Source organism: Candidatus Pantoea floridensis (assembly GCF_900215435.1).
Lineage (GTDB): Bacteria > Pseudomonadota > Gammaproteobacteria > Enterobacterales > Enterobacteriaceae > Pantoea > Pantoea floridensis.
Genome location: NZ_OCMY01000002.1, coordinates 166487 through 189086, shown reverse-complemented (window position 1 = coordinate 189086; position 22600 = coordinate 166487). Strand labels below are relative to the sequence as shown.

The window sequence follows — 22600 nt, the reverse complement described above, 5'->3', positions numbered from 1 at the left end:
TCATGACAGTAACGGCAAACATACGCGTCGCGCTTAACAACATCACCAAACGCTTCGCACGCGTGGTGGCAAATGACGATGTGTCACTCAGCATTAAAGCCGGAGAAATTCACGCGCTGCTGGGCGAGAACGGCGCAGGCAAAAGCACGCTGATGCAGATCCTGTACGGTTTGTATCAGGCCGATGAAGGCAGCATTGTGGTGGATGGCAAAGCGCAGCGCTTTCGCGATCCCAGCGATGCTATCGCCTGCGGCATCGGCATGGTGCACCAGGAATTTATGCTGGTACAGCCTATGAGCGTGGTAGAGAACGTGATACTGGGGCTGAAAGAGAGCGTCAGCGGCGTACTCAATTTGCATGCTGCGGCAGCGCGTTTGCAGGCGCTATCAGATAAACACGGTCTGGCGATTGATCCCTGGGCAAAAGTACAACATCTGCCCATTGGCGTGCAGCAGCGCGTGGAGATCCTCAAGCTGCTTTATCGCGATGCGCAGGTGCTGATTCTGGATGAACCGACTGCGGTGCTCACGCCGCAAGAGAAAGCAGGTTTGTTTGCCACACTGAAATCGCTGTGTGCTGAAGGCCGTTCGGTGGTGATCGTCACGCACAAACTGTACGAAATCATGGCCATTGCCCATCACGTTTCGGTGATGCGCGGCGGAAAAATGGTGGATTCAGTCGATATTAAAGACACCTCTGAACGCGACCTGGCACGCCGTATGGTGGGCCGCGATGTGGTGCTGCGTATGGAAAAAACGCCGTGCCAGCCGGGTAAAACCGTGCTGCAGGTTGATAACATCGCGGTGCGCGACGCCAGCGGACAGCAGAAAATCTGGCGCGTTTCGCTGAGCGTGGCCGCGGGTGAAATCCTCGGCATTGCCGGCGTGGAAGGCAATGGGCAATCCGAGCTGGCAGAAACGCTGCTCAATCTACGCGAGCTGGAAGCCGGCCGTATTCTGCTCAACGGTGAAGATATCAGCGATGATTCCCCTGCTACACGCCGCAGTAAAGGTATCGGTTTTATTCCGGCGGATCGGCGCGGCGTTGGATCAGTTACCGATCTTTCGATCACCGATAATGCCCTGCTTGGTCGCCAGCGCAGTTTTACCCGCGCGCGAGGATGGCTGTTGGATCGCCAACGTATTCGCCAGCACGCACGGGATATCATCGCGCGCTTTGCAGTGCGTACGCCAGATGCCGATTTTGAAGCCGGAAAACTCTCCGGCGGTAATTTGCAAAAGCTGATTCTGGGCCGTGAAGTCGCCAGCAATCCCTGCCTGCTGATTGTGGAGCAACCGACGCGCGGGCTGGATGTGGGTGCGATTGAGAGCGTATGGCAAGGATTAATGGACGCGCGCGATCGCGGCTGCGCCATTCTGATGATCTCCGCCGAGCTGGAAGAGATTATGAATCTTTCCGATCGCATCGCAGTGATGTACAGCGGCCAGATCGCCGGGGAAATGAACGCCGTCGATGCTTCTCCAGAACGCCTCGGCGAGCTGATGGCGGGCGCACATCTCAAAAAAGGGGGAGGCAACCATGAAGAAGCTGCTTGAGCGGCGTCTGGCTCCCGCTGAATCCACCAGCGCACTGATGTTAACCAGCTGCTGCGGGATCGTAACGGCGTTTGTGATTGCTGGGCTGCTGTTTATCCCTTTCGGCGGTAATCCATTGTCAGCGTATGGCTTCCTGTTTGACGCCGCGTTTGGCTCATTGAGTAGCGTAGGCCTTAGCATCGTGCAATCCACACCGTTAATGTTGATTGCGTTGGCAACCATCGTGGTGTGGCGTGCTGGATTGGGCTACATCGGCTTTGAAGGTTGCTTTCTGCTGGGTGCCGCGGCGGCCAGCTGGATTGCGCTCTCCGGGACGCCCCAGGGTTTTCCGTGGGCCATTCCAGCGCTGCTTTATTGGCCACTGGTGCTGATCGCCGCCTTCCTCGCCGGGGCAATTTGGGCCGGCTGGGTTGGCGCGTTACGCGTCAGGTTTGGCGGCAATGATGTACTGATTTCCCTGATGGCCAACTACGTGGCGCTGTTCATAGTGCAATATTTGGTTTCTGGTCCAATGCGCGCTCCCGGCGACCTGCCACAAACGCCACGCTTACCGGTGGATAGCTGGTTGCCGTTTGTCATGACTGGCATGCGCGCACACTGGGGCATCGCCATTGCGCTGGTTGCGACCGTCTTTGTCTTCTGGCTAATGCGCGCCACACCCGCCGGCTTCGAAATCAAAATCGCCGGGCTTAATGCGCGCGCCGCACGCTACAGCGGCGTTGATGTCAATCGTCGGCAAATGGGCGCAGTGCTGCTCGGCGGTGGATTGGCGGCGCTGGCAGGATTGTGCGCGGTACTTGGCGTGCAGCATCGGCTGATGGAAGGCATCTCTGGCGGCGTCGGGTTTATTGGCGTGGTCGTCGCCTTGCTGGCACGCCTCAATCCTCTGCTGGTGATCCCTACCGCAATTCTCTATGGCGGTTTAGAAGTCGGCGGCAGCGCGATGCAGCGTCAAACCGGTTTACCGACGTCAGTAGTGCTGATTCTGCAAAGTTTAGTGGTGTTACTCATTCTGGCGGGTGATTTGCTGCGCTATTACCGTATCAACCTGCCCATCCTGCGTAAAACCCGCAGCCCAATGGTGGAGAAGCAATCATGAGTTTGTGGGCTAATCTCGACACCGCGTTCTTCGTCAGCTGGCTGGCTGCAGCGGTGCGGCTTGCCGGTCCCGTGTTGTTAGCCGCACTGGGCGAAATCTATGGCGAACGTTCTGGCGTGTTAAATATTGGCATCGAAGGCACCATTCTGCTGGGTGCGCTCTCCAGCTACATGGTAGCGGTAGCAAGCGGCTCAACGGCACTCGGCTTCATCGCCGGTGGCGTAGGAGGATTACTGGTCGGCTGCGTGCTGGCGGCGCTCTATCTGCGTGCCCACGCCAGCCAAATTGTGGTCGGCATCGTTTTCAATATTCTTGCCGCTGGCCTTGCCACCTGGATTTATGCGCTGGTGATGGGCAACGAATCATCGCCAACCATTCCCATGCTGGAACCCTGGCATGTGCCGCTGCTCTCGTCATTACCCTTCATCGGTCCGATTCTGTTCCAACAGCCACTGCCGCTCTATTTTACTTTACTACTGGCGGCACTGGCGCATTTTGGCCTGTTCCATACCCGCTTCGGCCTCTCTTTGCGCGCGGTGGGTGAAAATCCGCGCGCGGCCCATGCAGCCGGGCTTAACGTAGTAAAGATCCGCACATGGGGAGTAATGTTCTCCTGTTTAGGAGCGGGTTTAGCCGGCAGCTATCTGGTGACCGCCCAGATTGGCTTGTTCCGCGACAACATCGTCAGCGGGCAAGGTTTTATCGCCCTGGCCATCGTTATCTTTGGCCGCTGGAGTCCGCTCAAGGCGGTGGTGGCTGCCTTTATTTTTGGCGCAGCCGATGCATTACAGCTGTCGCTACAGCTGTTTGAAAACAAGCTTCCTCCGCAGGTGCTGCTGGCCCTGCCTTATCTTCTCACCATCCTGGCAATGTCCGGCGTAGTAGGACGCACATTGCAACCCGGCGCGCTAACGCAGCCTTATCGAAAGGAATAACTGATGAAATCGTTTCGTTTCAACTCTCTTGCGGATGTGAAGGCGTTCCGTATTAGTCCCGATAGCAGTAACTATTTCGCCATTTTGTTCGACAAACCGCTCGATGGCATTGAGAACATCTTTGTGGTGGAAATCTTCAACGTGGGCGGTGCTACGCCGCCCAATGAACACGCCACCGCGCATGAGTTTTTCTATGTGCTGCATGGTGAAGGCGTCGCTCGCTGCAACGATGAGGAGTTAGTGATTAAGAAAGGCGATTCCCTGCTGTTGCACCCGGGTAATGATCATGCGATCCGCAACACCGGCAGGTGCAAGCTCTATACGCTGACGGTCATGACGCCCAATGAGGGATTCTCCGAACTGATTCGCAGCGGTGACCCTGTCACGCTGGATGAGGAAGATTTGCGCATCTTAACGGGAGCCTGATATGGGAGAAAACGTTTTAGGCAGCAGTCGGCAAAATCAGTGGCGTGTTTCCGCGCAGGTCATTGATATGCGACGCCCGGAGCAACCCGTACGCGCAGTAAAGCTCGGCACGCGCGACCGATCGGTGATCTTTGATTTACAGAGTACTGCAATCATCGTAGTGGATATGCAGAACGATTTTTGCCATCCCGACGGCTGGCTCGGACACATTGGTGTGGATGTCACGCCCGCGCGCGCACCGATTGCGCCGCTGCAAGCGTTATTGCCAGCATTGCGTGCCGCCGAAGTGCCCGTCATTTGGCTCAACTGGGGCAATCGCGCAGACAAACTCAATCTCAGTCCGGCTTTGCTGCACGTTTATAATCCGTATGGCACTGGTGTGGGTTTAGGCGATCCGTTACCGGTTTCGGGTGCGCCGGTATTGCAGGCGGGTAGCTGGGCGGCCGAGGTAGTGGATGAACTCATGCCGAACGATACGGATATTCGCGTTAACAAATACCGAATGTCCGGGTTTCATGACAGCGAGCTTGATAGCATCCTGCGCAATCTCAACGTCACCACCCTGTTGTTTGCCGGCGTCAATGTCGATCAATGCGTGCTCTGCACTTTGCAAGAGGCCAACTTCCGCGGTTATGACTGCCTGCTGCTGGAAGATTGTAGCGCGACGACCTCGCCCGACTATTGTCGCGATGCCACGCTGTATAACGTACAGCAGTGCTTTGGTTTTGTGGTGAATGCCGCAGAGTTACAACAGCAGCTGGAGAGCAACATATGAGTTACTTGCTGGCTGACGGCTGGATCATCACCATGAATCCGCAGCGCGAGATTCTGGAACAGGCCAGTTTGCTGATTGAAGACAACCTTATCGCCGCCATCGGCACGCGTGATGCCTTGCAGCAGCGCTATCCGGAAGCGGAAATCATCGACTGCCGCGAGCGTATTATCATGCCTGGAATGGTGAATACGCATACGCATCTGTTTCAGACGCTGCTAAAAGGTCTCGGCGACGACATGGTGCTGAAGAAGTGGTTCACCTGCATGACCGGTCCAAGCGCCGTGGCGCTGACGGAGGAAGACGTCTACGCCGCTGCGCTGCATGGCTGCGTGGAATCGCTGCGTTCTGGCGTCACCTCGCTGGTTGATTTTATGTACGCCCATCCGCGTCCAGGATTGACGGCTAAAGTGATTGACGCTTTTGAAGTCAGTGGCATTCGCGGCCATGTCTGCCGCGGTTTCCTCACCAGCGGCATTGAGCACGGCATTCCCGCTGAACTGATTGAAACGCCAGAGCAGGCGCTAGCCGATGCACGTAATGTGATTCAGCGCTATCACAAGGCGGATGGACGGGTAAAAGTTGGTCTCGCGCCAAGCATGATTTGGGCGCTGGATGAAAAAGTACTGCGTGGCACACGGGCGCTGGCGAATGAAACCGGCGTACTGATCACGACCCACGTCGCAGAAACCGATTTTGAAATCGAGCAGGCTAAGCTGCGCTTTCAGGCGACCGATACGGAGTTCCTTAGCGATATCGGTTTCCTCGGCCCTGATGTGCTGGCGGTACACTGCGTGCAGTGCAGCTCCCGTGATATCCGTGCGCTGAAGCATCACGACACACGCGTCTCACACAATCCCTGCAGCAATCTCTATCTTGCCTCAGGTGTGGCGCCGATTCCCGAAATGCTTGCCGCCGGATTAACCGTAGGGTTAGGCTCCGACGGCCCCGCTAGCAGCAATAACCACAACCTGTTTCAGGCCATGAAAGTGGCAGCGCTGCTGCCAAAAGGCGTGCATCGCGATCCCACAATAATGACCGCTGAAAAAGTGCTGGAGATGGCGACCATCGACGGCGCGCGCGCCATTGGTCTTGATCATCTGGTCGGCTCGCTGGAAGTGGGTAAACGAGCGGATGTCGTGATTGTGGATACCTCGCATCCTGCGATGACGCCGATCCACCATCCTGTCTCATCTTTGGTCTACTCCGCTTTGGGCCACGAAGTCAGTGATGTATTTGTGGATGGTGCTTATCTGTTGCGGGCGGGAGAATTTACCCAGCTTAACCAGCGGGAAGTGATGGCGCGTTCACAACGAGCGGCGCAGTCACTGGCGGTGCGCACCGGCAATGATAAAACACGCGGTTGGCGTTCAGCCGCGTTTTGATGGGGCACAGTGGCGAGTTTTAGGCTTATCACCGCGCGAACGATGCTGTTCGGTTAACAGCGGCACATTCCGCTTAACTTACTTTTTGCTACAACATTCAAACTCATACCACTCTGCAAAATGCGCTTTTAGCCCTAAGCTTTAAGGCATCTGGCCACTGTTAATGAGGTTTCAATGAGTTTACTTTTTAGCGCAACGCAACTGGGTAAGTTAACGCTCGACAACCGCATCGTGATCGCCCCGATGTGTCAATACTCCGCGCAGGATGGCAAAGCCAGCGCCTGGCATCGCATCCATCTTGGCCAGCTCGCACTTTCGGGAGCGGGTTTGCTGATTATCGAAGCAACGGCGGTTGAAGCCGCAGGGCGGATTTCGCCGGGCGATCTGGGGTTGTGGGATGATGCAACCGAAGCCGCGCTGGCTAGCGTGCTGGAGGATATTCGCCACTATTCTGATATCCCTATCGGCATTCAGCTCGGTCACGCCGGGCGCAAAGCCTCATGCGCAGCACCGTGGCTGGGTGGTCACCAGCTGGCACTGAATGACGGTGGCTGGCAAACGGTAGCCCCCTCTGCACACGCTTTTAACCCTGAAGATCGTGCACCGGTGGCACTGGAAAAACAGGATTTGGAGCGACTAAAATCCGCTTTCGTCGACAGCGCGCAGCGCGCCGCGCGTCTTGGCATCCAATTGATTGAGCTTCATGCCGCCCACGGCTATTTGCTGCATCAGTTCCTGTCGCCATTGAGCAACCAGCGTCAGGATGAGTACGGCGGTTCACTGGAAAATCGTCTGCGTTTCCCGCTTGAAGTTTTCCACGCGGTACGCAGCGCATTGCCCGATTCAGTTGCAGTTGGGGTTCGCCTTTCAGCTACAGATTGGGTTGAGGGCGGCTGGGATGTTGAGCAATCCATCACCTTTAGCCAGCAACTGGAAACTGCGGGTAGCGATTATGTGCATATCTCCAGTGGGGGACTTTCACCGCAGCAGCAGATTACAGTGGGGCCCGGCTATCAGCTGCCGTTCGCGCATGATATCCGTAAGCAGGTGAAGATTCCGGTGATTGGCGTGGGCTTGATTACCGACCCGCAGCAGGCTGAAAATGCATTACAGAAAGACGATGCCGACCTGATCGCACTCGCCCGCGCGGTACTCTATGACCCACGCTGGCCGTGGCATGCCGCTGCAGCACTGGGCGCACAAGCGAAGGCTCCCCCGCAGTATTTGCGCTCCGAACCCCATGGGTTGAAAGGGACGCTGGTCGCGAATAAGGGCTGAAAATCATATCCAGGTGCGCATCCAAACGCACCTGGATATCCCTAACAGCGACCGTTACTCCGCTACAAACTCTGGCAGCAGCTTAAACCAGCTCAGCATCCATGCCAGAATATTCAGTAGACCAAATGCAAAGAGTAAAACGACCGCGATCGAACAGCGCTGCTGCGATCGCCAGGCCAGCATCGCCGGAACAATCACCGCCCACAGGGTGGCAAATAAACCGGCAAAGCCAATCGCTGCCACAAATCCACTCGGCCAGCAAATCGAGGCCATTAACGGCGGCAGAAACGTCAGACAAGCGGTTTTAAAACGCGCAGTCGGTGAATGTCCTAAGCCCAGACGATCGGCAATGAAATCAAACAAGCCGGCCGTGACGCCAAGAAATGAGGCAATCACCGCGAAATGCGAAAATATCGACATCATTAATGACAGCGCATTGACGTGCAGTTGCGCACGCAGCGCGGCCATCAGCGCCGCAATATCGCCGCCCTGTTGCACAATTTCAGGGAACGCGCTGCGCGGCAGGTTGCCCATGGTGCTGGTAAGCCAAAAAACATACAACGCCAGTGACAATAGCGTGCCCAGAACCAACGCTTGTGTAATGTGCTTTTTGTTCCCCGCATAGTAGCTCACCAGCCCGGTGATATTGCCATGATAGCCAAACGAGGCCAGACAAAATGGCAATACCCCGAGTGCGTAGGGCCAGTAACGCTCCCCTGCGCCTGGCGCCTGAAGCAGCGACGGTACATTGACCTGCGTGAGCAATCCCCCAAATAACAGGATCAAAAACAGAATCTTGGCCAGCACGCAAAAGGTCATCAGCCGACTCACGCCGGTTGTGCCGAGCCACACCACTGCCGCCACGCCGATTGTTAACAGCACCTTTGCTTCTGCGGTGGAAATCGGCACACCCGCCTGATTAAGAGAGTGCTGATACACCGGGCCGCTGGCCGAGATATAGGCGTAGGTAAGAATGCCGAGCACAAATAAGATACTGAGCCCGTTCAATGTCGCCCAACCGCGCCCCAGCAGATCTTTCGTTAAGGTGTCATAGCCCGCGCCTGGCGGATAGCTGAGGCTGACGCGCATAAAAAGTAAGCCTGAAAGCAGCATGCCGCCCCAGCTGACCAGTAGCATGATCATCGCCCAACCAAACCACGCGCCCGCCATCACCACCGGCAGCGTAAACATCCCTGCACCCACTACGGTGCCGCAAATAATCATCGCGCCCCACCACACGGAAGGCTGGCGGCGGGACAATGTCATCTCCGTCATCATTTATTCCCTACAAAACCGCTTAAAGGCGGCGATGATACACGGGATAACGCTAAGAAGAGAGTTACAAGCAACAGAAAGTGCGACGGTAGATGGCTGGGGTGACAATGCAAAGATGCATTACCACAGGTTGCGCCGTCACGGCAGCGGGTTGTCGCGCAGTAAAAGCCTGATTGATTAACCTGCGCCGTACTGTTTACCCCCTTCAATATGTGATCATTTTCGCAACAACCTTTTAAACATCCTTGTATGGTAGTAGAACATTAACCCTCAGGGACTTTTGCTATGGCCTCTTCCACCCTTACCCAAACGCCAGCGATCGAGAAAGATCATGCTTCACTCATCAAACGAGTGGCAAGCGCATCCGCCATTGGCACCGCGGCAGAGTATTACGACTTCTTTGCTTATGGCACCGCTGCCGTCTTGTTCTTTGGCCATCTGTTCTTTCCCAGCCACGATCCGCTCATCAGCACCCTCGCCGCTTTTGCCACCTATGCGGTGGGCTTTCTCGCTCGTCCAATCGGCGGCATCGTTTTCGGACACATTGGCGATAAAGTTGGACGTAAAAAAGCCCTGGTGGCCACCATCCTGATTGTTGGCCTTGGCACGTTTTGCATCGGATTGCTGCCGACTTACGAAAAAATCGGCATCTGGGCTCCCGTGCTGTTGATTTTGATTCGCTTGTTGCAAGGCTTTGGCGTGGGCGGCGAGCAGGCGGGTGCGGTATTGATGACCGCAGAATATGCTCAACCCGCACGTCGTGGTTTCTTCGCCAGCTGGGTACAAATTGGCGCGCCGGTGGGTTTCCTGCTGCCGCTGGCGCTGTTTGCCGTTCTTAATGCCACGCTCTCCCCGGTTCAAATGATGGATTGGGGCTGGCGCGTTCCGTTTTTACTCAGCGCATTGCTGGTGATTGTTGGGCTGTTTATTCGCCTGCGCATTGATGAGTCGCCGGTGTTCGCCGCTATTCGCGAAACCAAAGCAGCAGAATCACGCCCGTTAAAAGAGGTGATGCGCGGGAATCCACGCCTGGTCATTAACGGTGTCGCCGCCAAACTGATTGAAGCCTGTGCCTTTGCCCTGTTCACGGTGATTATTCTGGCGTGGGGCAAAGCTAACAATCTCGATTCTGGCATTCTGATGAATAGCATGATCGTGGCGGTGATTCTCGAGGTGTTTGCCATTCCACTCATGGGCGCGTTGTCAGACAAAATTGGCCGCAAGCCGGTATATATGATGGGTACGTTGCTGATTGTCATTGCCATCGTGCCGTTCTTCCTTGCCCTGCAGCAAAACAGCTATTGGCTGACGCAAATTGCGATGATTGTCGCCCTGACGCTGGGTCACAGCATGTGTTACGCGCCGCAGGCATCGTGGTTTCCGGAGCTGTTTCCCACTCACATTCGCTGCAGCGGTATTGCGGTGATTTGGCAGGTGGGCTCGCTGATTGGCAGCGGCGTGCTCGGTTTGGTGGCCGTAAAAATCCTGCAAATGACCGGCGGTCACTGGTACGGCCTGGCGCTGTATGTTGCGGTATTAGGGGTGATTTCCGTTATCGGTCTCATAAGGCTGCCTGAAACTGCACCGCGCCGTCGCAACGGCGAATATCATCAATGGCAGCAACATTAATTTGTTGAGCAGAGCGGCAGAATGCCGCTCTGTCGCGTGGCCATGTGATATCAGAGATATCATTTCCGTCTCGGCAGCGAAACCATGAGCAAGCCAATGACAATTAACACCACGCCAGCAAAGCTGCTCCAGCGGAACGACTCCCCCATAATCGGCAATGAAATCGCTGCCAGCCAAACCAGCACATAGCTCAAACTCAGCAGTGGATAGAGCCGATTGAGCGGCAAATGGCGCAGCGCCAGCATCCAGCACACCATTGAGAGCGCATATGCGCCAAGTCCGATGGCTAACAGCAGCAGTGGCTTGAGGTGCTGTAGATTGATCAACTCGCGCAGCGGCGGAAAATCCAGCATCGCCGTGCGCAGCACCAACTGCGCCAGCGACACCAGCAGTACGCTGCACAAGGCCAGCATTAGTCCTTTCATAGATGACTGCCCATCAGCGCCACGCCCGCCATTATCACCAGCGTGCCGATCCACTGTTGCAAGGTGAAGGTTTCGCGCCAGATCAGCCGCGCGGCTAATGCGACCAGCACAAAGTTAAGACTCATCATCGGATAAGCAATGCCGACAGGCACCATGCGCAATACCATCAGCCACAGCAACATCGCCACGCCGAGCAGCAGCACGCTCAGCGCAATCCATAATATCAGCCGCTTTTTACCCTGACGGCTGCCAAGATACGCCGCCTGCTTTTGACACAGTTGGGCGGCGCAGCTCAGCACACTTACCAGTAAGATCAGCACAAGATTCATGGTGTGGCATCATAGCCGTAATAGACTAAACGGCCCTGACGATAGACATCATCGGGTTCTGGCAAGTTTTTATCCGGCGTGTTGTCACCTGAGTTCAACATCAGCACCAGCGAAACTTTTCCCTGGCGACGATGCACGCGCAGCCAGTCAGCAAATCCGTCCGCATCAATAAAGTGAGATTGTGCATCCGGATAGCTCAGGCCGTATTGCAACTCCCCTTTGGCATCGTAGAAGTTGATATCGCTACGCTGCAACGCCCAGGCAACCGTTGACGCCACGCCGGGATTGTTGGCTAACAGATAACGACTATCCGCCAGCTGGTCGTGCACTGCGCTAATAAAACTCTGCGGCTGCTTGGAATCGCGCACCTTTTGGGGAATGGCAAAACCGACCAGCAGCGCCAGCACCAGTGGGCAAAGGGCGGCTAACTGCCAGCGGCCATTTTCCGGTTTGCGACTCATCCAACCCAATATGCCCCAGCCAGCAAAAGCCAGTGCTGCACACAATACGCGCTGCAGTTCATCGCTGGCGTAAAACGGACGGTGCGCTACCCCCCACGGAGCCAGTACAATGAGAACAACCAGCGTCGTCACGGCGCCGAACAGTAAGTTGATCCAGCCATTCACTTTAAACGCCTTAACGACAGAGGCAGAACCACTGTGGGCATAATGCGCCATCAGCAGCGCCAGCGGGGCGAAGCAAGGCAATATATAGGTCGGTAGTTTGCCCTTGGCGATACTGAAAAACAGCAGCGGCAGCAATACCCAACTCAATAAATAAACCGCACTAGCGTTTTGACCGCGTTGACGCCATGCACCCGCCAGCGATCCCGGTAGTAGTGCCAGCCACGGTAAACATCCGCCGAGCAGCACCGGTATGTAATACCAGAAAGGTGCTTTGTGCTGGGCATCTGCCTCGGCAAAACGCTGAATATGTTCAACCCAGAAGAAGTAGTGCCAAAAGTCCCCTTCCTGCCGATTAATGGCCAGCGCCCATGGCAAACTGAGTAGTGCAGCAACCAGCATGGTCAATGGTCCCCAGCGCAGCAACTCGGTGAAACGCCGCTGCCAGATAGCCCAGGGCAAAATCGCCAATACCGGGACCGCCAGAGCAAGGAAACCTTTGGTCATAAAACCCATGGCGCACGCGGCCCCGAGCAGCACATACCCACACGCGCGCTGTTGCGTAGAAGTTGCCTGCGCCGCCAGCCAAAAGCTGCACATCGCCGCAACCAGCCACAGCATTAAGATGGGATCGAGCACGGCGTAAGTACCAATGCCATAGACCAACAGTGAGGTGAGGAAGATGACGCTGCTGCTTAACGCAACTTTTTGACTGACGAACATTTTTTTAGCCAGCCAGTAGATAAGTAACGCACTGAATGTGGTACTGATAATCGCGCCAGCGCGCACGCCAAAGTTGGTATGGCCAAACAGTAACTGGCCGATGTTATTCACCCAATACCCGGCAATTGGCTTCTCGAAATAGCGCAAATCAAAGAAGTGCGGTACTACCCAATTACCGCTGAACAGCATTTCGCGGCTGATTTCAGCATAACGGGCTTCGTCCGGCTGCCATAAGGCACGGAATTCAATGGGGATCAGATAATAAAGCGCAAAGAGTGCTATGAGCAGCGCGGTTTTGGTGCCTGTTCGCATCCGTGAGTCCTGTAAGAATTAACGTTGGCAGCCTAACCAGCCTTCGCGCCCGGCAAGATGTCCGCGCACCACGTTGCCCTGCGGCAGCGTGCTGAGATCGTCTGGCAATAAGGCACTCAACGGGCAGAATTGAATGTTGTGTTGTTCAGCGCGCTTCAACAAATCGGCGAACGCCTTTAACCCAACGATTCCTTCCACTTCGGCGTGAATGGTGTAAACCGGCGAACCGGTTGCAGCGAGCATTTTTTCCAGAATGTAGTCATTAAAGTCGGCAGCGCTGACCGCTTGTCCCACCACTTCATCCCAGGTTGGCAAGGTGACTGGAATTTGTACGGTGCCTACGCTGCCATTACTTAAAAGCGGCAGGAATGGCCCGGAGCCGCGACAATCGCTGTTATAGCGAAAGCCAAATTCCTCTTTGGCAGCCATCACGCGGCCATCTGCGCGCCAGCCTGCCACGGCAGAACAGGTGACGTTGTCACCAATAATTGCTTCCAGCGCACTTTTACCTTTTGCTATCTGCTCAACCAGCTTTTCCTGCGGCCAGACCCCCGCCCAGGTTTGCCATGCAAAGTGGTCCCAGGCATGTAAACCGACTTCATGATGATCGGCAGTGGCACTGATGATCTCCTCAAGGCCACGACCAATTTCACGTCCTGGCCAGGCGGTGCCGGCCAGTAAAATATCCCAACCGTATAGTGATGCTGCGCGGGAACGCAGCATTTTCCACAAGAAGCGCGGCTTCATCAGGCGCCACAAGTGGCGCCCCATGTTGTCGGGCCCTACGCTAAAGAAGAAACTCGCCTGCATTTGATGCAAACTGAATTGTTCCAGCAACGCCGGGACACCCAGTTTGGTACCACGCCAGGTATCGACATCGACGCGCAAACCTATTTTCTTCATGGCTTATCCTGCAGCTCAACGGTGCGCAGGAAAAAGTCCAGCGTGTTATCAATGGTGGTTTCCATCTCAACTGTTGGCGTCCAATCCAGCAAGCGACGGGCGTTTTTAATCGATGGTTTACGATGTTCAACGTCCTGATAACCTTTGCCGTAATAGCTGCTGCTTTCCACTTCGCGGAAGCCCGCAAACGGTGGGAAATTGCTACGCAGCGGATGGCGCTCAAAACTGGCCAGCAGGCGCTCAGCCAGTTCTTTAATGCTGGCTTCGTTTTCCGGGTTGCCGATATTGACGATTTGACCATCACAGTTGTTCTGCTTGTTCTCGATAATGCGGAACAGCGCTTCAATACCGTCGCGAATATCGGTGAAGCAGCGCTTCTGCGCACCGCCGTCAATCAGCTTGATCGGAGAACCTTCCACCAGATTAAGGATCAACTGCGTGATGGCGCGTGAACTGCCGATACGCGCGGCGTTGAGGTTATCGAGGCGCGGCCCCATCCAGTTAAACGGACGGAACAGCGTAAAGCGCAGGCCCTCTTTCTCACCATATGCCCAGATTACGCGGTCAAGCAGCTGTTTGGAGACCGAGTAGATCCAGCGCTGCTTGTTGATGGGGCCAACAACCAGATTGGAATGATCCTCATCGAAATGCTGGTCGGTACACATGCCGTACACTTCAGACGTCGAGGGGAAGATAATGCGCTTTTTGTATTTAACGCAGTCGCGGATAATTTTCAGGTTCTCTTCGAAATCCAGTTCGAACACGCGCAGCGGATTGCGGGTGTACTCAATTGGCGTGGCGATCGCCACGAGCGGCAGCACCACATCACATTTCTTGATGTGATACTCAATCCATTCGGAGTGAATGCTGATGTCGCCTTCCACAAAATGGAAGCGAGGCTGATCGAGGAAGCGGCTAATGGCATCAGAACCAATATCCAGGCCATAGACTTCGAAGTTATCGTCCTGCAACAGGCGCTCGGTCAAATGGTTCCCGATAAACCCATTCACGCCGAGGATCAGCACGCGTGTACGGCGCTTCACCGCCGCCACCGGCTGAGAATAAAGCAATGCCCCTTTCACCATGCCAAGGCTCTGCGCCAGCTGGCTGCCGTTCATATAGACACCGTTATCGACTTGCCCGGTAACCACTTCCAGCGCGCCTTCTCCACAGGCGATCATGAACGGCTCAACGGATAAGACGGTGCCCGGCTTTGCCTGATGCTCAGCGCTATGAACGCGCCCTTTCCACACCACGAATTTAACCGTACCGGCAAAGGCAAACGCGCCCGGCCACGGATCGGTCACCGCCCGCACCAGGTTGTTGATCGATTTCGCAGATTGCTCCCACTTGATGCGGCCATCCTCCGGCGTACGGCGTCCTACCATCGTAGCCTGGCTATGATCCTGCGGTGTTGTGACAATGTCACCTCGCAGCAACGCAGGCAGCGCCTGCTCCAGCAGTTGGGTAGCGCAAGTCACCAGTTTTCGATGTAGCGTTAAAGCGTTGTCCTGCTCGTCAATGGCCACGCGCTGCTGCGCCACAATGTCACCCGCATCGGCGCGTTTCACCATGCGGTGTAGCGTGACGCCCGTTTCTGTTTCACCGTTGACCAGCACCCAGTTAAGAGGCGCACGACCGCGATATTTCGGCAGCAGCGAACCGTGCAGGTTAAAAGCCCCCACGCGTGCGCAATTGAGGATGTTGTCGCTTAATAACTTGCGATAGTAAAACGAAAAGATGAAGTCGGGCTCCATCGATTTGATGCGGTCAACCCACAGTGGATGATCGGCATCTTCCGGTGCATACACGGCAATGCCATGTTCAGCGGCCAACCGTGCCACCGAAGGGAAAGCGTGGCTCTCAGGCGAGGTGTCCGCATGGGTGAAAATAGCGTCGATCTCAAAACCAGCGTTCAGTAAGGCAGAAATACCAGCACAGCCCATTTCGGCGTAGGCGAAGACGATTGTTTTCATTGCTCAATTTCCTGTACAGAAGAGGCATCTTTCTGTGAATTAATAACACGTTGTATGAAGTAGCGCGGACGGGCACGAACATCGTTATAAATACGCCCGATGTATTCGCCGAGTAAGCCCATACCGATAAACTGGGCGCCAACAAAAATAAACAGCACCGCGAACAGCAGGAATACGCCGTCACCCGCCCAGGCTGCGCCAAGGAACAAACGCAGCACAATCAGCACCAGAGAGAAGGCAAAACCGAGAAGCGCGATCAAACTCCCTACGATACTCAGCAGACGCAATGGCGTGGTGGTTAAACAGGTGACGAGGTCGTACATCAGGTTAATCAGCCGCATAAAGCTGTACTTTGAGTCACCAAACTCGCGCTCGGCGTGAGCTACGGGTAATTCAATGGTGCGGCGGGCGAAGGTGTTCGCCAGAATGGGAATAAACGTGCTGCGCTCATGGCAGTTCAGCATCGCATCGACGATATGACGGCGATAAGCGCGCAGCATACAGCCATAATCGCCCATCGCTTTGCCGGTTACGCGCTGAATCAATTGATTGATGGTGCGCGAGGCGCGGCGACGAAACCAGCTATCCTGACGGTTCTGTCGCACAGTTCCTACCACGTCATAGCCTTGCAGCGCCGCGTTGACCAGATTGGGGATTTCTTCTGGCGGATTTTGCAAATCGGCATCCAGCGTAATAATCAAATCGCCACTCACATGGCTAAATCCCGCCATGATCGCCGAGTGCTGGCCATAGTTACGATTGAGTAGTACGCCCACCACATGGCTGCCCGGCACAGTGGCAGCGTCAGAGATCATCTCGCCTGAGCGATCGCTGCTGCCGTCATCCACCAGCAAAATCTCATAATCGAGCCCAACACTTGTACAGGCAGCATCGGTTCGACGCACCAGTTCGGGCAGGCTCTCCGCTTCGTTGTACACCGGGATTACCACGGAGACTTTACGAATGGTTTTTTCTTCCAGCATGTCAAACTCCAGCGATCTGTCGCAAAGCACTTATCACGCGATCAACGTCCTCATCGCGCATATCAGGGAACAACGGTATTGAGCAGATGCGATCGCTATTCCATTCCGTATTGGGCAGGGAAAGATGCGGATAGCGCTCGCGATAATATTTATGGGTATGCGCAGCGCGGAAATGCAGACCAGTGCCAATATCCTGTGCTTTCAAGGCTTCCATTAATGCATCGCGGCTTAGGCCACAGGTGGCTTCATCAACACGAATAATGAAGAGATGCCAGGCATGCTGATGCGGCCAGTGCGGTTGAACTAACGGCATAAAAGGCGTATCGGCTAACCCGACGAGATAGCGTTGCGCAATGGCGGCGCGGCGTTCATTGATGGCAGGAAGTTTCTTCAACTGGACCAGCGCAATAGCAGCACTGATATCAGGCAGATTGTATTTAAAGCCCGGCATGATCACTTCCGCCTGCGGCTTGCGCCCGTGCGTATGACGATCGTAAGCATCAACACCTAAACCGTGGAATTTCAGGCTGCGCATACGATCGGCCAGCTCATCATCATCCGTGACAATCAGGCCGCCTTCGGCACAGGTCATATTTTTGATGGCATGGAATGAGAAAATCGCCGTGCCCTGGTTGCCAACATGCTGCCCCTGGTAATAACACCCTGCCGCATGGGCGGCATCCTCTATTACCGGAATGCCATGACGCTCGCCAATGGCGCGTATGGCAGCAAGATCGGCTGGCGCACCGGCGTAATGCACGGGAATGATGGCGCGCGTTCGAGGCGTAATTGCTGCTTCGATTTGTTCAGGCGTAACCATCAGGGTATCGCGATCAATATCAATCATGACCGGCGTGGCGCCCAGCAAGGTAATGATGTTGATGGTAGAGACCCAGGTAAGGGATGGCGTAATCACTTCGTCGCCCGGCTGAATATTCAGTGCCAGCAACGTGACATGCATTCCTGCAGTAGCAGAGCTAACCGCAATTGCATGCTTATTACCCGTTAGCTGGCAAAAAGCCGCTTCAAGAGCTGCGTTTTGTGGCCCGGTAGTGATCCAGCCGGATTCAAACACTGCTTTAACGGCTGCTAACTCTTCGTCGCCCAATGATGGACGCGAAAATGGGAGGAAATTCATAAACTCACCTTAACGTTTAACGCCTTGAACTACCTGTATTAGGGCCAGCTGCAATATGCGGCTAAGTGTTTCCATCACTAACATTAAGTAACCTACTGTTTAAACGTAGGTTAAACCACGCAAATTGCGTAGCACGAACTGTTAATAATCGATTCAGTCGGAAAAACATAAATTTTGTTGCTTTATCGCCCTATGTAACAAAATACGGATGAATACTTAACGGAACATTAAATGGGTCGTTAACTTAGTGGCTTTTTTCTGAGATGTTGAAGATTGGTAGAGGAAGGAGGGAATGTTGCCTTATCTAAGCAATAGCCAGGTTGCATCTGTGTGACGGGGAGCAGAACGCACGGCATGTACATGAGTCGATACTAATAAAACGCTTTTAAACAATAAGTTAACTTATAAACTATACTCTTCTTAAGGTTATGTTAAGGTTGTGACCTCACACTATGTCAGGATATGCCGACTAATCTTTTGAAGGAAAGTGCAATGAGAACAGCGACAGACAGACTTTCTCAGGCTGCGTTGCGCCGCCATCATATTGGCGTTAAAACCAAAGGACTGCGCTATCGCGGCGATCTGTACGTTTTTCGCTACAATGCCGGTCAATATGATGTGTACCTCAATAATGACTGTGTTATGTCACTTGCCACCAGTAACGTACAGGAGGCGATTCAACTGTTTAAACAGCAATCGTGACACGTTGACCTTGCCCTGTTTTTTACCAAATTCTGGATCCCGATCGGCAATTTTGCTGTAACTCCCTGTAATCTCGTCTTTTTGCTCGCCGCTATGCACGCTTCGGCGTAATGTCTCTCGCCATCAACAAGCCTGGACGGCATAAGAGGAATGACAATGGAAGTGGCGTATTGGTTGATAGGCGGTTTAATGGCTTTGGCCATCGGCAGTTTTCTCAACGTGGTGATCTCTCGCCTGCCGTTACAATTGCAGCAAGATGAAGTAGCGGCCACCCTGTTTTATCCCGCCTCACACTGCCCACAGTGCAAAACGCCTCTGCGCTGGCGCGATAATATCCCGGTACTGAGCTGGTTGTGGTTGCGAGGTCAATGCCGTTACTGTGGGTGCGTGGTGAGCATGCGTTATCCACTGGTGGAAATACTCACCTCACTCTCTGCGCTGTCGCTTACCTGCTATTTACCCTTCGATAAACATTTAGTGCCAGCACTCTTGTTTATCTGGTCGTTACTAGTGCTGGCGTGGATCGACATCGAGCATTTTCTGTTGCCAGATGTTATTACTCTGCCGTTGCTATGGGCTGGACTGCTATTTAAAACAATGGGCTGGCTAGCGGGACCGTTAAACGAAGCCGTTATAGGTGCTGTGGCGGGATACCTCTCTTTATGGCTATTGGCTAAAATTCATCAAAGGCTAAGAGGGTTTGAAGCCCTGGGCATGGGAGATGCCAAATTGCTCGCCGCGATGGGCGCGTGGCTGGGCTGGCCTCTTTTACCCTCTGTGCTTTTGTTCGCTTCTAGTGGCGCTATTTTATGTGTTTTGATTTCCAGAATGGCCTGGCAGCGAGAGGTGAATCACGTCATTGCTTTTGGCCCGTGGATTGCTCTCTCAGCGATAAGTCTCTTTATTCATTCGATTATTTTTTAACCAGTTCATTTTGTGGTAGCAAAACAGGCGGCCAATTATTGGCCAACGCCCTGATTCATATATGGAAAGAGTAAACAATTCTAAACAAAATTAATCATTGTGATGTAGGTCAAAAGGCTCTATATTGGCCGCGTTTTTTTCACGGTTGTTACTTTTTTATTCAATTAGTCAATCGGCAAGCCAATGCGAGCCCCGGTTGAAGGAGAGATATGATGACGGATAAAGTCCGTATTGATAGTTTTGGTGCCAACTCATTCAACGGAAACAACGACGCATTCCTGGCCCGTCAGGCCGAGTTTGAATCAAACGTCAGGAGTTACCCGCGCAAATTGCCTTTAGCGATCGCTAAAGCCCATGGCGTGTGGATCACAGATGTTGAGAATAAACAATATCTTGACTGTCTGGCTGGCGCAGGGACGCTGGCACTGGGTCACAACCATCCTGATGTTCTGCAGAGCATACAAAATGTCATTACCAGCGGCTTGCCGTTACATACTCTAGATCTGACTACGCCTCTGAAAGATCAGTTCTCAGAATCCTTGCTGTCGCTGCTGCCAGGCCAGGGTAAAGAATACTGCCTGCAGTTCACCGGTCCTTCTGGCGCCGACGCCGTTGAAGCCGCGCTTAAACTGGCGAAAAAAGCCACTGGCCGTAGCGGTGTCATCAGCTTCTCTGGCGGCTACCACGGTATGACGCACGGTGCCTTGTCCGTCACCGGTAATCTATCACCGAAAGAAGCGGTTGACGGCATGATGCCAGAAGTCCAGTTCATGCCTTATCCGCATCAATATCGCTGCCCGCTGGGCATCGGTGGTGAAGCTGGCGTAAAAGCGCTGACCTACTACTTTGATAACCTGATCAATGACGTGGAAAGCGGCGTACGCAAGCCTGCCGCGGTGATCCTCGAAGCCGTTCAGGGTGAAGGTGGAGTTAACCCGGCGCCGGCTGAGTGGCTGCAGCGCATCCGCAAAGTCACCCAGGAACACGGCATCCTGCTGATCCTTGATGAAGTTCAGGCTGGTTTTGCCCGTACCGGTAAATTCTTCGCCTTCGAACATGCGGGCATTGAGCCAGACATCATCGTCATGTCTAAAGCGGTTGGTGGTGGTCTGCCACTGGCAGTATTAGGCATCAAAAAGCAGTTTGACGTTTGGTCACCTGGCCATCACACCGGCACTTTCCGCGGCAACCAGCTGGCGATGGCAACCGGTTTGACCACGCTGAAAATTCTGCAAGAGCAGAATATCGCCGATAAAGTTGCGGCGCAGGGTGAGTGGCTGAAAGCGCAGCTGATCGCGATGCAGAAACGCTTCCCGGTTATTGGTCACGTGCGTGGCCTCGGCATGATGATTGGTATCGAGATCGTTAAACCGAACGAAGCAGCCGATCACATGGGCAGCTTCCCAGCTGACGGCGAGCTCTCTGCTCTGCTACAGAAGAAGTGCTTCGAAGCAGGTCTGATTCTGGAGCGCGGTGGCCGTCATGGCGCAGTGTTGCGTCTGCTGCCTTCACTGCTGATCACCAACGATGAGTTGGCGATTTTCCTGGATAAATTTGAGCAAGCGCTGATTGGTGCTGGCGTCAATCCTGTTTGATTGGAAGCGTAAATGTCTGAAGTAAACCCGATTCTGGCCGCCTCTGCACAGAGCATTGAGGCGTACCAGCAGGCGATTGCGCAAAGCAGCGCCGCGGTTGTGCAGTGGCTGCAACAGCCTGAGATGTATCAAGGCAAAACCGTTGCCGAACTGCGCGAGCGTATCACGCTCGACTTCAATCCAAACGGCCTGGGTAACCAGGCCGCGATTGAACGTGCGATTGAATATTTCCTGAAAGACAGTCTTTCAGTACATCACCCACAATGTGTGGCACACCTGCACTGCCCTAGTCTGGTGGTGAGCCAGGCAGCAGAAGTGCTGATTAATGCCACCAACCAGAGTATGGATTCGTGGGACCAGAGCCCTTCTGCCACCATCATTGAGATCAAACTGATCGAATGGTTGCGTGCGCAGGTCGGCTATCCGGCTGGCGACGCGGGTGTTTTCACCAGCGGCGGCACCCAAAGTAACCTGATGGGTCTGATGCTGGCGCGTGATGCGTTCTATCAGCGCCAGGGGCACTCAGTGCAGCAGCACGGTATCACCGGCGATCTGCGGAAGATCAAAGTGCTGTGCTCTGAAAATGCGCACTTCTCAGTGCAGAAAAACATGGCGCTGCTCGGCCACGGCTATCAGTCTGTGGTGCAGGTGAAGTCTGACCGATTCGCCCGTATGGATGTGTCAGACCTGAAAGCGAAACTGGCACAGGCCGAGGCCAACGGTGAGCAGATCCTGGCGATCGTCGCAACCGCCGGTACCACTGATGCGGGCGCTATCGATCCACTGCGTGAAATTGCCGGCATCGCGGCAGAGCACAATATCTGGGTGCACGTTGATGCCGCATGGGGCGGCGCGCTGCTGCTGTCCGAGAAGTATCGCGACTACCTTGATGGCCTGGAACTTGTGGATTCCGTCACGCTGGACTTCCACAAACAGTATTTCCAGACCATCAGCTGTGGTGCATTCCTGCTGAAAGATGAGCGTCATTACGAGCTGATGCGCTATCAGGCGGCTTACCTGAACTCTGAGTTTGATGAAGAGGCAGGCGTGCCAAACCTGGTCTCCAAGTCTCTGCAAACAACGCGTCGCTTTGATGCGTTGAAACTGTGGATGGGCCTCGAAGCGCTGGGTCAGAAACAGTATGCGGCGATCATCGATCACGGCGTGACTCTGGCGCAGGAAGTGGCGAAGTTTGTCGCCTCTGAACCGCGTCTGGAACTGGTAATGCAGCCACAGCTGGCCAGCGTACTGTTCCGCTACCGTCCAGAGCAGCTGTCGGACGTCGCACAGATTGCGCTGTTCAATCAACGAATCGGCGATGCGCTGCTGGATTCAGGCCGCGCTAACGTCGGCGTGACCGAGAATCAAGGCGTAACCTGCCTGAAGTTGACGCTGCTGAACCCAACCGTAACGCTGGAAGATGTCAAAGTCCTGCTGGCCTTGGTTGAGAAAACCGCGAATCAGTTGCTGAACGCCTAATCCTGCGCGATGTAATAAAGCCGATAACTGGCAACGGTTATCGGCTTTTTTATTGGCTGCATCGCTCACTGATGCTTGTCAGTTGAGAGATGAAACTGACCACAAACGCAGGCATCATAGCGGCACACTTTAT

20 protein-coding genes are annotated in these 22600 nt (G+C 54.4%); 12 read left to right on the top strand and 8 right to left on the bottom strand.

Going from position 1 to position 22600, the window contains the following annotated elements; translation table 11 throughout:
- Positions 1-2: 2 nt before the first annotated feature.
- The 7 genes from CRO19_RS21510 to CRO19_RS21480 all read left to right on the top strand — a co-directional run bounded on the left by CRO19_RS21510 (position 3) and on the right by CRO19_RS21480 (position 7451).
- Positions 3-1556 (top strand): ABC transporter ATP-binding protein, encoded by a 1554-nt coding sequence (locus tag CRO19_RS21510; protein ID WP_097097872.1) that lies wholly within the window; start codon positions 3-5, stop codon positions 1554-1556.
- Positions 1540-2655 (top strand): ABC transporter permease, encoded by a 1116-nt coding sequence (locus CRO19_RS21505; protein WP_097097871.1) that lies wholly within the window; start codon positions 1540-1542, stop codon positions 2653-2655. The genes CRO19_RS21510 and CRO19_RS21505 overlap by 17 nt, the downstream gene beginning before the upstream one ends.
- A complete protein-coding gene (locus tag CRO19_RS21500) occupies positions 2652-3590 on the top strand; it encodes an ABC transporter permease (RefSeq protein ID WP_097097870.1) in 939 nt (312 codons plus the stop codon). The genes CRO19_RS21505 and CRO19_RS21500 overlap by 4 nt, the downstream gene beginning before the upstream one ends.
- Positions 3591-3593: 3 nt before the next feature.
- The gene (locus tag CRO19_RS21495) at positions 3594-4016 is read left to right on the top strand and encodes a cupin domain-containing protein (protein ID WP_097097869.1); all 423 of its coding nucleotides are present in this window, start codon (positions 3594-3596) and stop codon (positions 4014-4016) included.
- Between the two features lies 1 nt (position 4017).
- Positions 4018-4791 carry a cysteine hydrolase family protein gene (locus CRO19_RS21490; RefSeq protein ID WP_097097868.1) on the top strand — a complete coding sequence of 258 codons (774 nt, stop codon included), beginning with the start codon at positions 4018-4020 and terminating at the stop codon, positions 4789-4791.
- Positions 4788-6173: an amidohydrolase family protein gene (locus CRO19_RS21485; protein ID WP_097097867.1), complete on the top strand. Its 1386-nt coding sequence runs from the start codon at positions 4788-4790 to the stop codon at positions 6171-6173. The genes CRO19_RS21490 and CRO19_RS21485 overlap by 4 nt, the downstream gene beginning before the upstream one ends.
- Before the next feature lie 174 nt (positions 6174-6347).
- Positions 6348-7451 carry an NADH:flavin oxidoreductase/NADH oxidase gene (locus CRO19_RS21480; protein WP_097097866.1) on the top strand — a complete coding sequence of 368 codons (1104 nt, stop codon included), beginning with the start codon at positions 6348-6350 and terminating at the stop codon, positions 7449-7451.
- A 54-nt stretch (positions 7452-7505) separates the two neighbouring features.
- Here CRO19_RS21480 and CRO19_RS21475 read toward each other — a convergent pair whose 3' ends face one another.
- A complete protein-coding gene (locus tag CRO19_RS21475) occupies positions 7506-8726 on the bottom strand; it encodes an aromatic amino acid transporter (RefSeq protein ID WP_097097865.1) in 1221 nt (406 codons plus the stop codon).
- A gap of 285 nt (positions 8727-9011) precedes the next feature.
- On the opposite strand from CRO19_RS21475, the gene CRO19_RS21470 reads away from it, so the two are divergent.
- On the top strand, positions 9012-10355 hold the full coding sequence (locus tag CRO19_RS21470; RefSeq protein ID WP_097097864.1) for an MFS transporter: 1344 nt from the start codon (positions 9012-9014) through the stop codon (positions 10353-10355).
- Between the two features lie 59 nt (positions 10356-10414).
- Here CRO19_RS21470 and arnF read toward each other — a convergent pair whose 3' ends face one another.
- The 7 genes from arnF to arnB are packed head-to-tail and all read right to left on the bottom strand — an operon-like array spanning position 10415 to position 17767.
- On the bottom strand, positions 10415-10780 hold the full coding sequence (gene arnF / locus CRO19_RS21465) for a 4-amino-4-deoxy-L-arabinose-phosphoundecaprenol flippase subunit ArnF (RefSeq protein WP_097097863.1): 366 nt from the start codon (positions 10778-10780) through the stop codon (positions 10415-10417).
- Positions 10777-11109 (bottom strand): 4-amino-4-deoxy-L-arabinose-phosphoundecaprenol flippase subunit ArnE, encoded by a 333-nt coding sequence (gene arnE / locus CRO19_RS21460; protein WP_097097862.1) that lies wholly within the window; start codon positions 11107-11109, stop codon positions 10777-10779. Before arnE ends, arnF begins: the two co-directional genes overlap by 4 nt.
- Positions 11106-12767, bottom strand: a complete 1662-nt coding sequence (gene arnT / locus CRO19_RS21455) for a lipid IV(A) 4-amino-4-deoxy-L-arabinosyltransferase (RefSeq protein ID WP_097097861.1) — start codon at positions 12765-12767, stop codon at positions 11106-11108. Before arnT ends, arnE begins: the two co-directional genes overlap by 4 nt.
- 18 nt (positions 12768-12785) lie before the next feature.
- Positions 12786-13670 (bottom strand): 4-deoxy-4-formamido-L-arabinose-phosphoundecaprenol deformylase, encoded by an 885-nt coding sequence (arnD, locus tag CRO19_RS21450; RefSeq protein ID WP_097097860.1) that lies wholly within the window; start codon positions 13668-13670, stop codon positions 12786-12788.
- Positions 13667-15646 carry a bifunctional UDP-4-amino-4-deoxy-L-arabinose formyltransferase/UDP-glucuronic acid oxidase ArnA gene (gene arnA, locus CRO19_RS21445; protein WP_097097859.1) on the bottom strand — a complete coding sequence of 660 codons (1980 nt, stop codon included), beginning with the start codon at positions 15644-15646 and terminating at the stop codon, positions 13667-13669. Before arnA ends, arnD begins: the two co-directional genes overlap by 4 nt.
- Positions 15643-16629, bottom strand: a complete 987-nt coding sequence (arnC, locus tag CRO19_RS21440) for an undecaprenyl-phosphate 4-deoxy-4-formamido-L-arabinose transferase (RefSeq protein ID WP_097097858.1) — start codon at positions 16627-16629, stop codon at positions 15643-15645. Before arnC ends, arnA begins: the two co-directional genes overlap by 4 nt.
- 1 nt (position 16630) lies before the next feature.
- Entirely contained in the window at positions 16631-17767 is a 1137-nt protein-coding gene (arnB, locus tag CRO19_RS21435) for a UDP-4-amino-4-deoxy-L-arabinose aminotransferase (protein ID WP_097097857.1), read from the bottom strand.
- A 492-nt stretch (positions 17768-18259) separates the two neighbouring features.
- On the opposite strand from arnB, the gene CRO19_RS21430 reads away from it, so the two are divergent.
- The 4 genes from CRO19_RS21430 (at position 18260) to CRO19_RS21415 (ending at position 22467) form a co-directional block, all read left to right on the top strand.
- The gene (locus CRO19_RS21430; RefSeq protein WP_097097856.1) at positions 18260-18469 is read left to right on the top strand and encodes a hypothetical protein; all 210 of its coding nucleotides are present in this window, start codon (positions 18260-18262) and stop codon (positions 18467-18469) included.
- Positions 18470-18619: 150 nt separating this feature from the next.
- Positions 18620-19393 carry a prepilin peptidase gene (locus tag CRO19_RS21425; protein ID WP_176519234.1) on the top strand — a complete coding sequence of 258 codons (774 nt, stop codon included), beginning with the start codon at positions 18620-18622 and terminating at the stop codon, positions 19391-19393.
- A gap of 209 nt (positions 19394-19602) precedes the next feature.
- Positions 19603-20988, top strand: coding sequence for a diaminobutyrate--2-oxoglutarate transaminase (locus CRO19_RS21420; RefSeq protein ID WP_097097854.1), 1386 nt, complete (start codon positions 19603-19605; stop codon positions 20986-20988).
- A gap of 12 nt (positions 20989-21000) precedes the next feature.
- A complete protein-coding gene (locus CRO19_RS21415; RefSeq protein ID WP_097097853.1) occupies positions 21001-22467 on the top strand; it encodes a pyridoxal phosphate-dependent decarboxylase family protein in 1467 nt (488 codons plus the stop codon).
- Positions 22468-22600: the final 133 nt, after the last annotated feature.

Excerpts from the sequence above, each read along its gene's own strand:
- CRO19_RS21510 (WP_097097872.1), top strand. The coding sequence starts at position 3 with ATGACAGTAACGGCAAACATACGCGTCGCGCTTAACAACATCACCAAA.
- CRO19_RS21505 (WP_097097871.1), top strand. The coding sequence starts at position 1,540 with ATGAAGAAGCTGCTTGAGCGGCGTCTGGCTCCCGCTGAATCCACCAGC.
- CRO19_RS21500 (WP_097097870.1), top strand. The coding sequence starts at position 2,652 with ATGAGTTTGTGGGCTAATCTCGACACCGCGTTCTTCGTCAGCTGGCTG.
- CRO19_RS21495 (WP_097097869.1), top strand. The coding sequence starts at position 3,594 with ATGAAATCGTTTCGTTTCAACTCTCTTGCGGATGTGAAGGCGTTCCGT.
- CRO19_RS21490 (WP_097097868.1), top strand. The coding sequence starts at position 4,018 with ATGGGAGAAAACGTTTTAGGCAGCAGTCGGCAAAATCAGTGGCGTGTT.
- CRO19_RS21485 (WP_097097867.1), top strand. The coding sequence starts at position 4,788 with ATGAGTTACTTGCTGGCTGACGGCTGGATCATCACCATGAATCCGCAG.
- CRO19_RS21480 (WP_097097866.1), top strand. The coding sequence starts at position 6,348 with ATGAGTTTACTTTTTAGCGCAACGCAACTGGGTAAGTTAACGCTCGAC.
- CRO19_RS21475 (WP_097097865.1), bottom strand. The coding sequence starts at position 8,726 with ATGACGGAGATGACATTGTCCCGCCGCCAGCCTTCCGTGTGGTGGGGC.
- CRO19_RS21470 (WP_097097864.1), top strand. The coding sequence starts at position 9,012 with ATGGCCTCTTCCACCCTTACCCAAACGCCAGCGATCGAGAAAGATCAT.
- arnF (WP_097097863.1), bottom strand. The coding sequence starts at position 10,780 with ATGAAAGGACTAATGCTGGCCTTGTGCAGCGTACTGCTGGTGTCGCTG.
- arnE (WP_097097862.1), bottom strand. The coding sequence starts at position 11,109 with ATGAATCTTGTGCTGATCTTACTGGTAAGTGTGCTGAGCTGCGCCGCC.
- arnT (WP_097097861.1), bottom strand. The coding sequence starts at position 12,767 with ATGCGAACAGGCACCAAAACCGCGCTGCTCATAGCACTCTTTGCGCTT.
- arnD (WP_097097860.1), bottom strand. The coding sequence starts at position 13,670 with ATGAAGAAAATAGGTTTGCGCGTCGATGTCGATACCTGGCGTGGTACC.
- arnA (WP_097097859.1), bottom strand. The coding sequence starts at position 15,646 with ATGAAAACAATCGTCTTCGCCTACGCCGAAATGGGCTGTGCTGGTATT.
- arnC (WP_097097858.1), bottom strand. The coding sequence starts at position 16,629 with ATGCTGGAAGAAAAAACCATTCGTAAAGTCTCCGTGGTAATCCCGGTG.
- arnB (WP_097097857.1), bottom strand. The coding sequence starts at position 17,767 with ATGAATTTCCTCCCATTTTCGCGTCCATCATTGGGCGACGAAGAGTTA.
- CRO19_RS21430 (WP_097097856.1), top strand. The coding sequence starts at position 18,260 with ATGAGAACAGCGACAGACAGACTTTCTCAGGCTGCGTTGCGCCGCCAT.
- CRO19_RS21425 (WP_176519234.1), top strand. The coding sequence starts at position 18,620 with ATGACAATGGAAGTGGCGTATTGGTTGATAGGCGGTTTAATGGCTTTG.
- CRO19_RS21420 (WP_097097854.1), top strand. The coding sequence starts at position 19,603 with ATGATGACGGATAAAGTCCGTATTGATAGTTTTGGTGCCAACTCATTC.
- CRO19_RS21415 (WP_097097853.1), top strand. The coding sequence starts at position 21,001 with ATGTCTGAAGTAAACCCGATTCTGGCCGCCTCTGCACAGAGCATTGAG.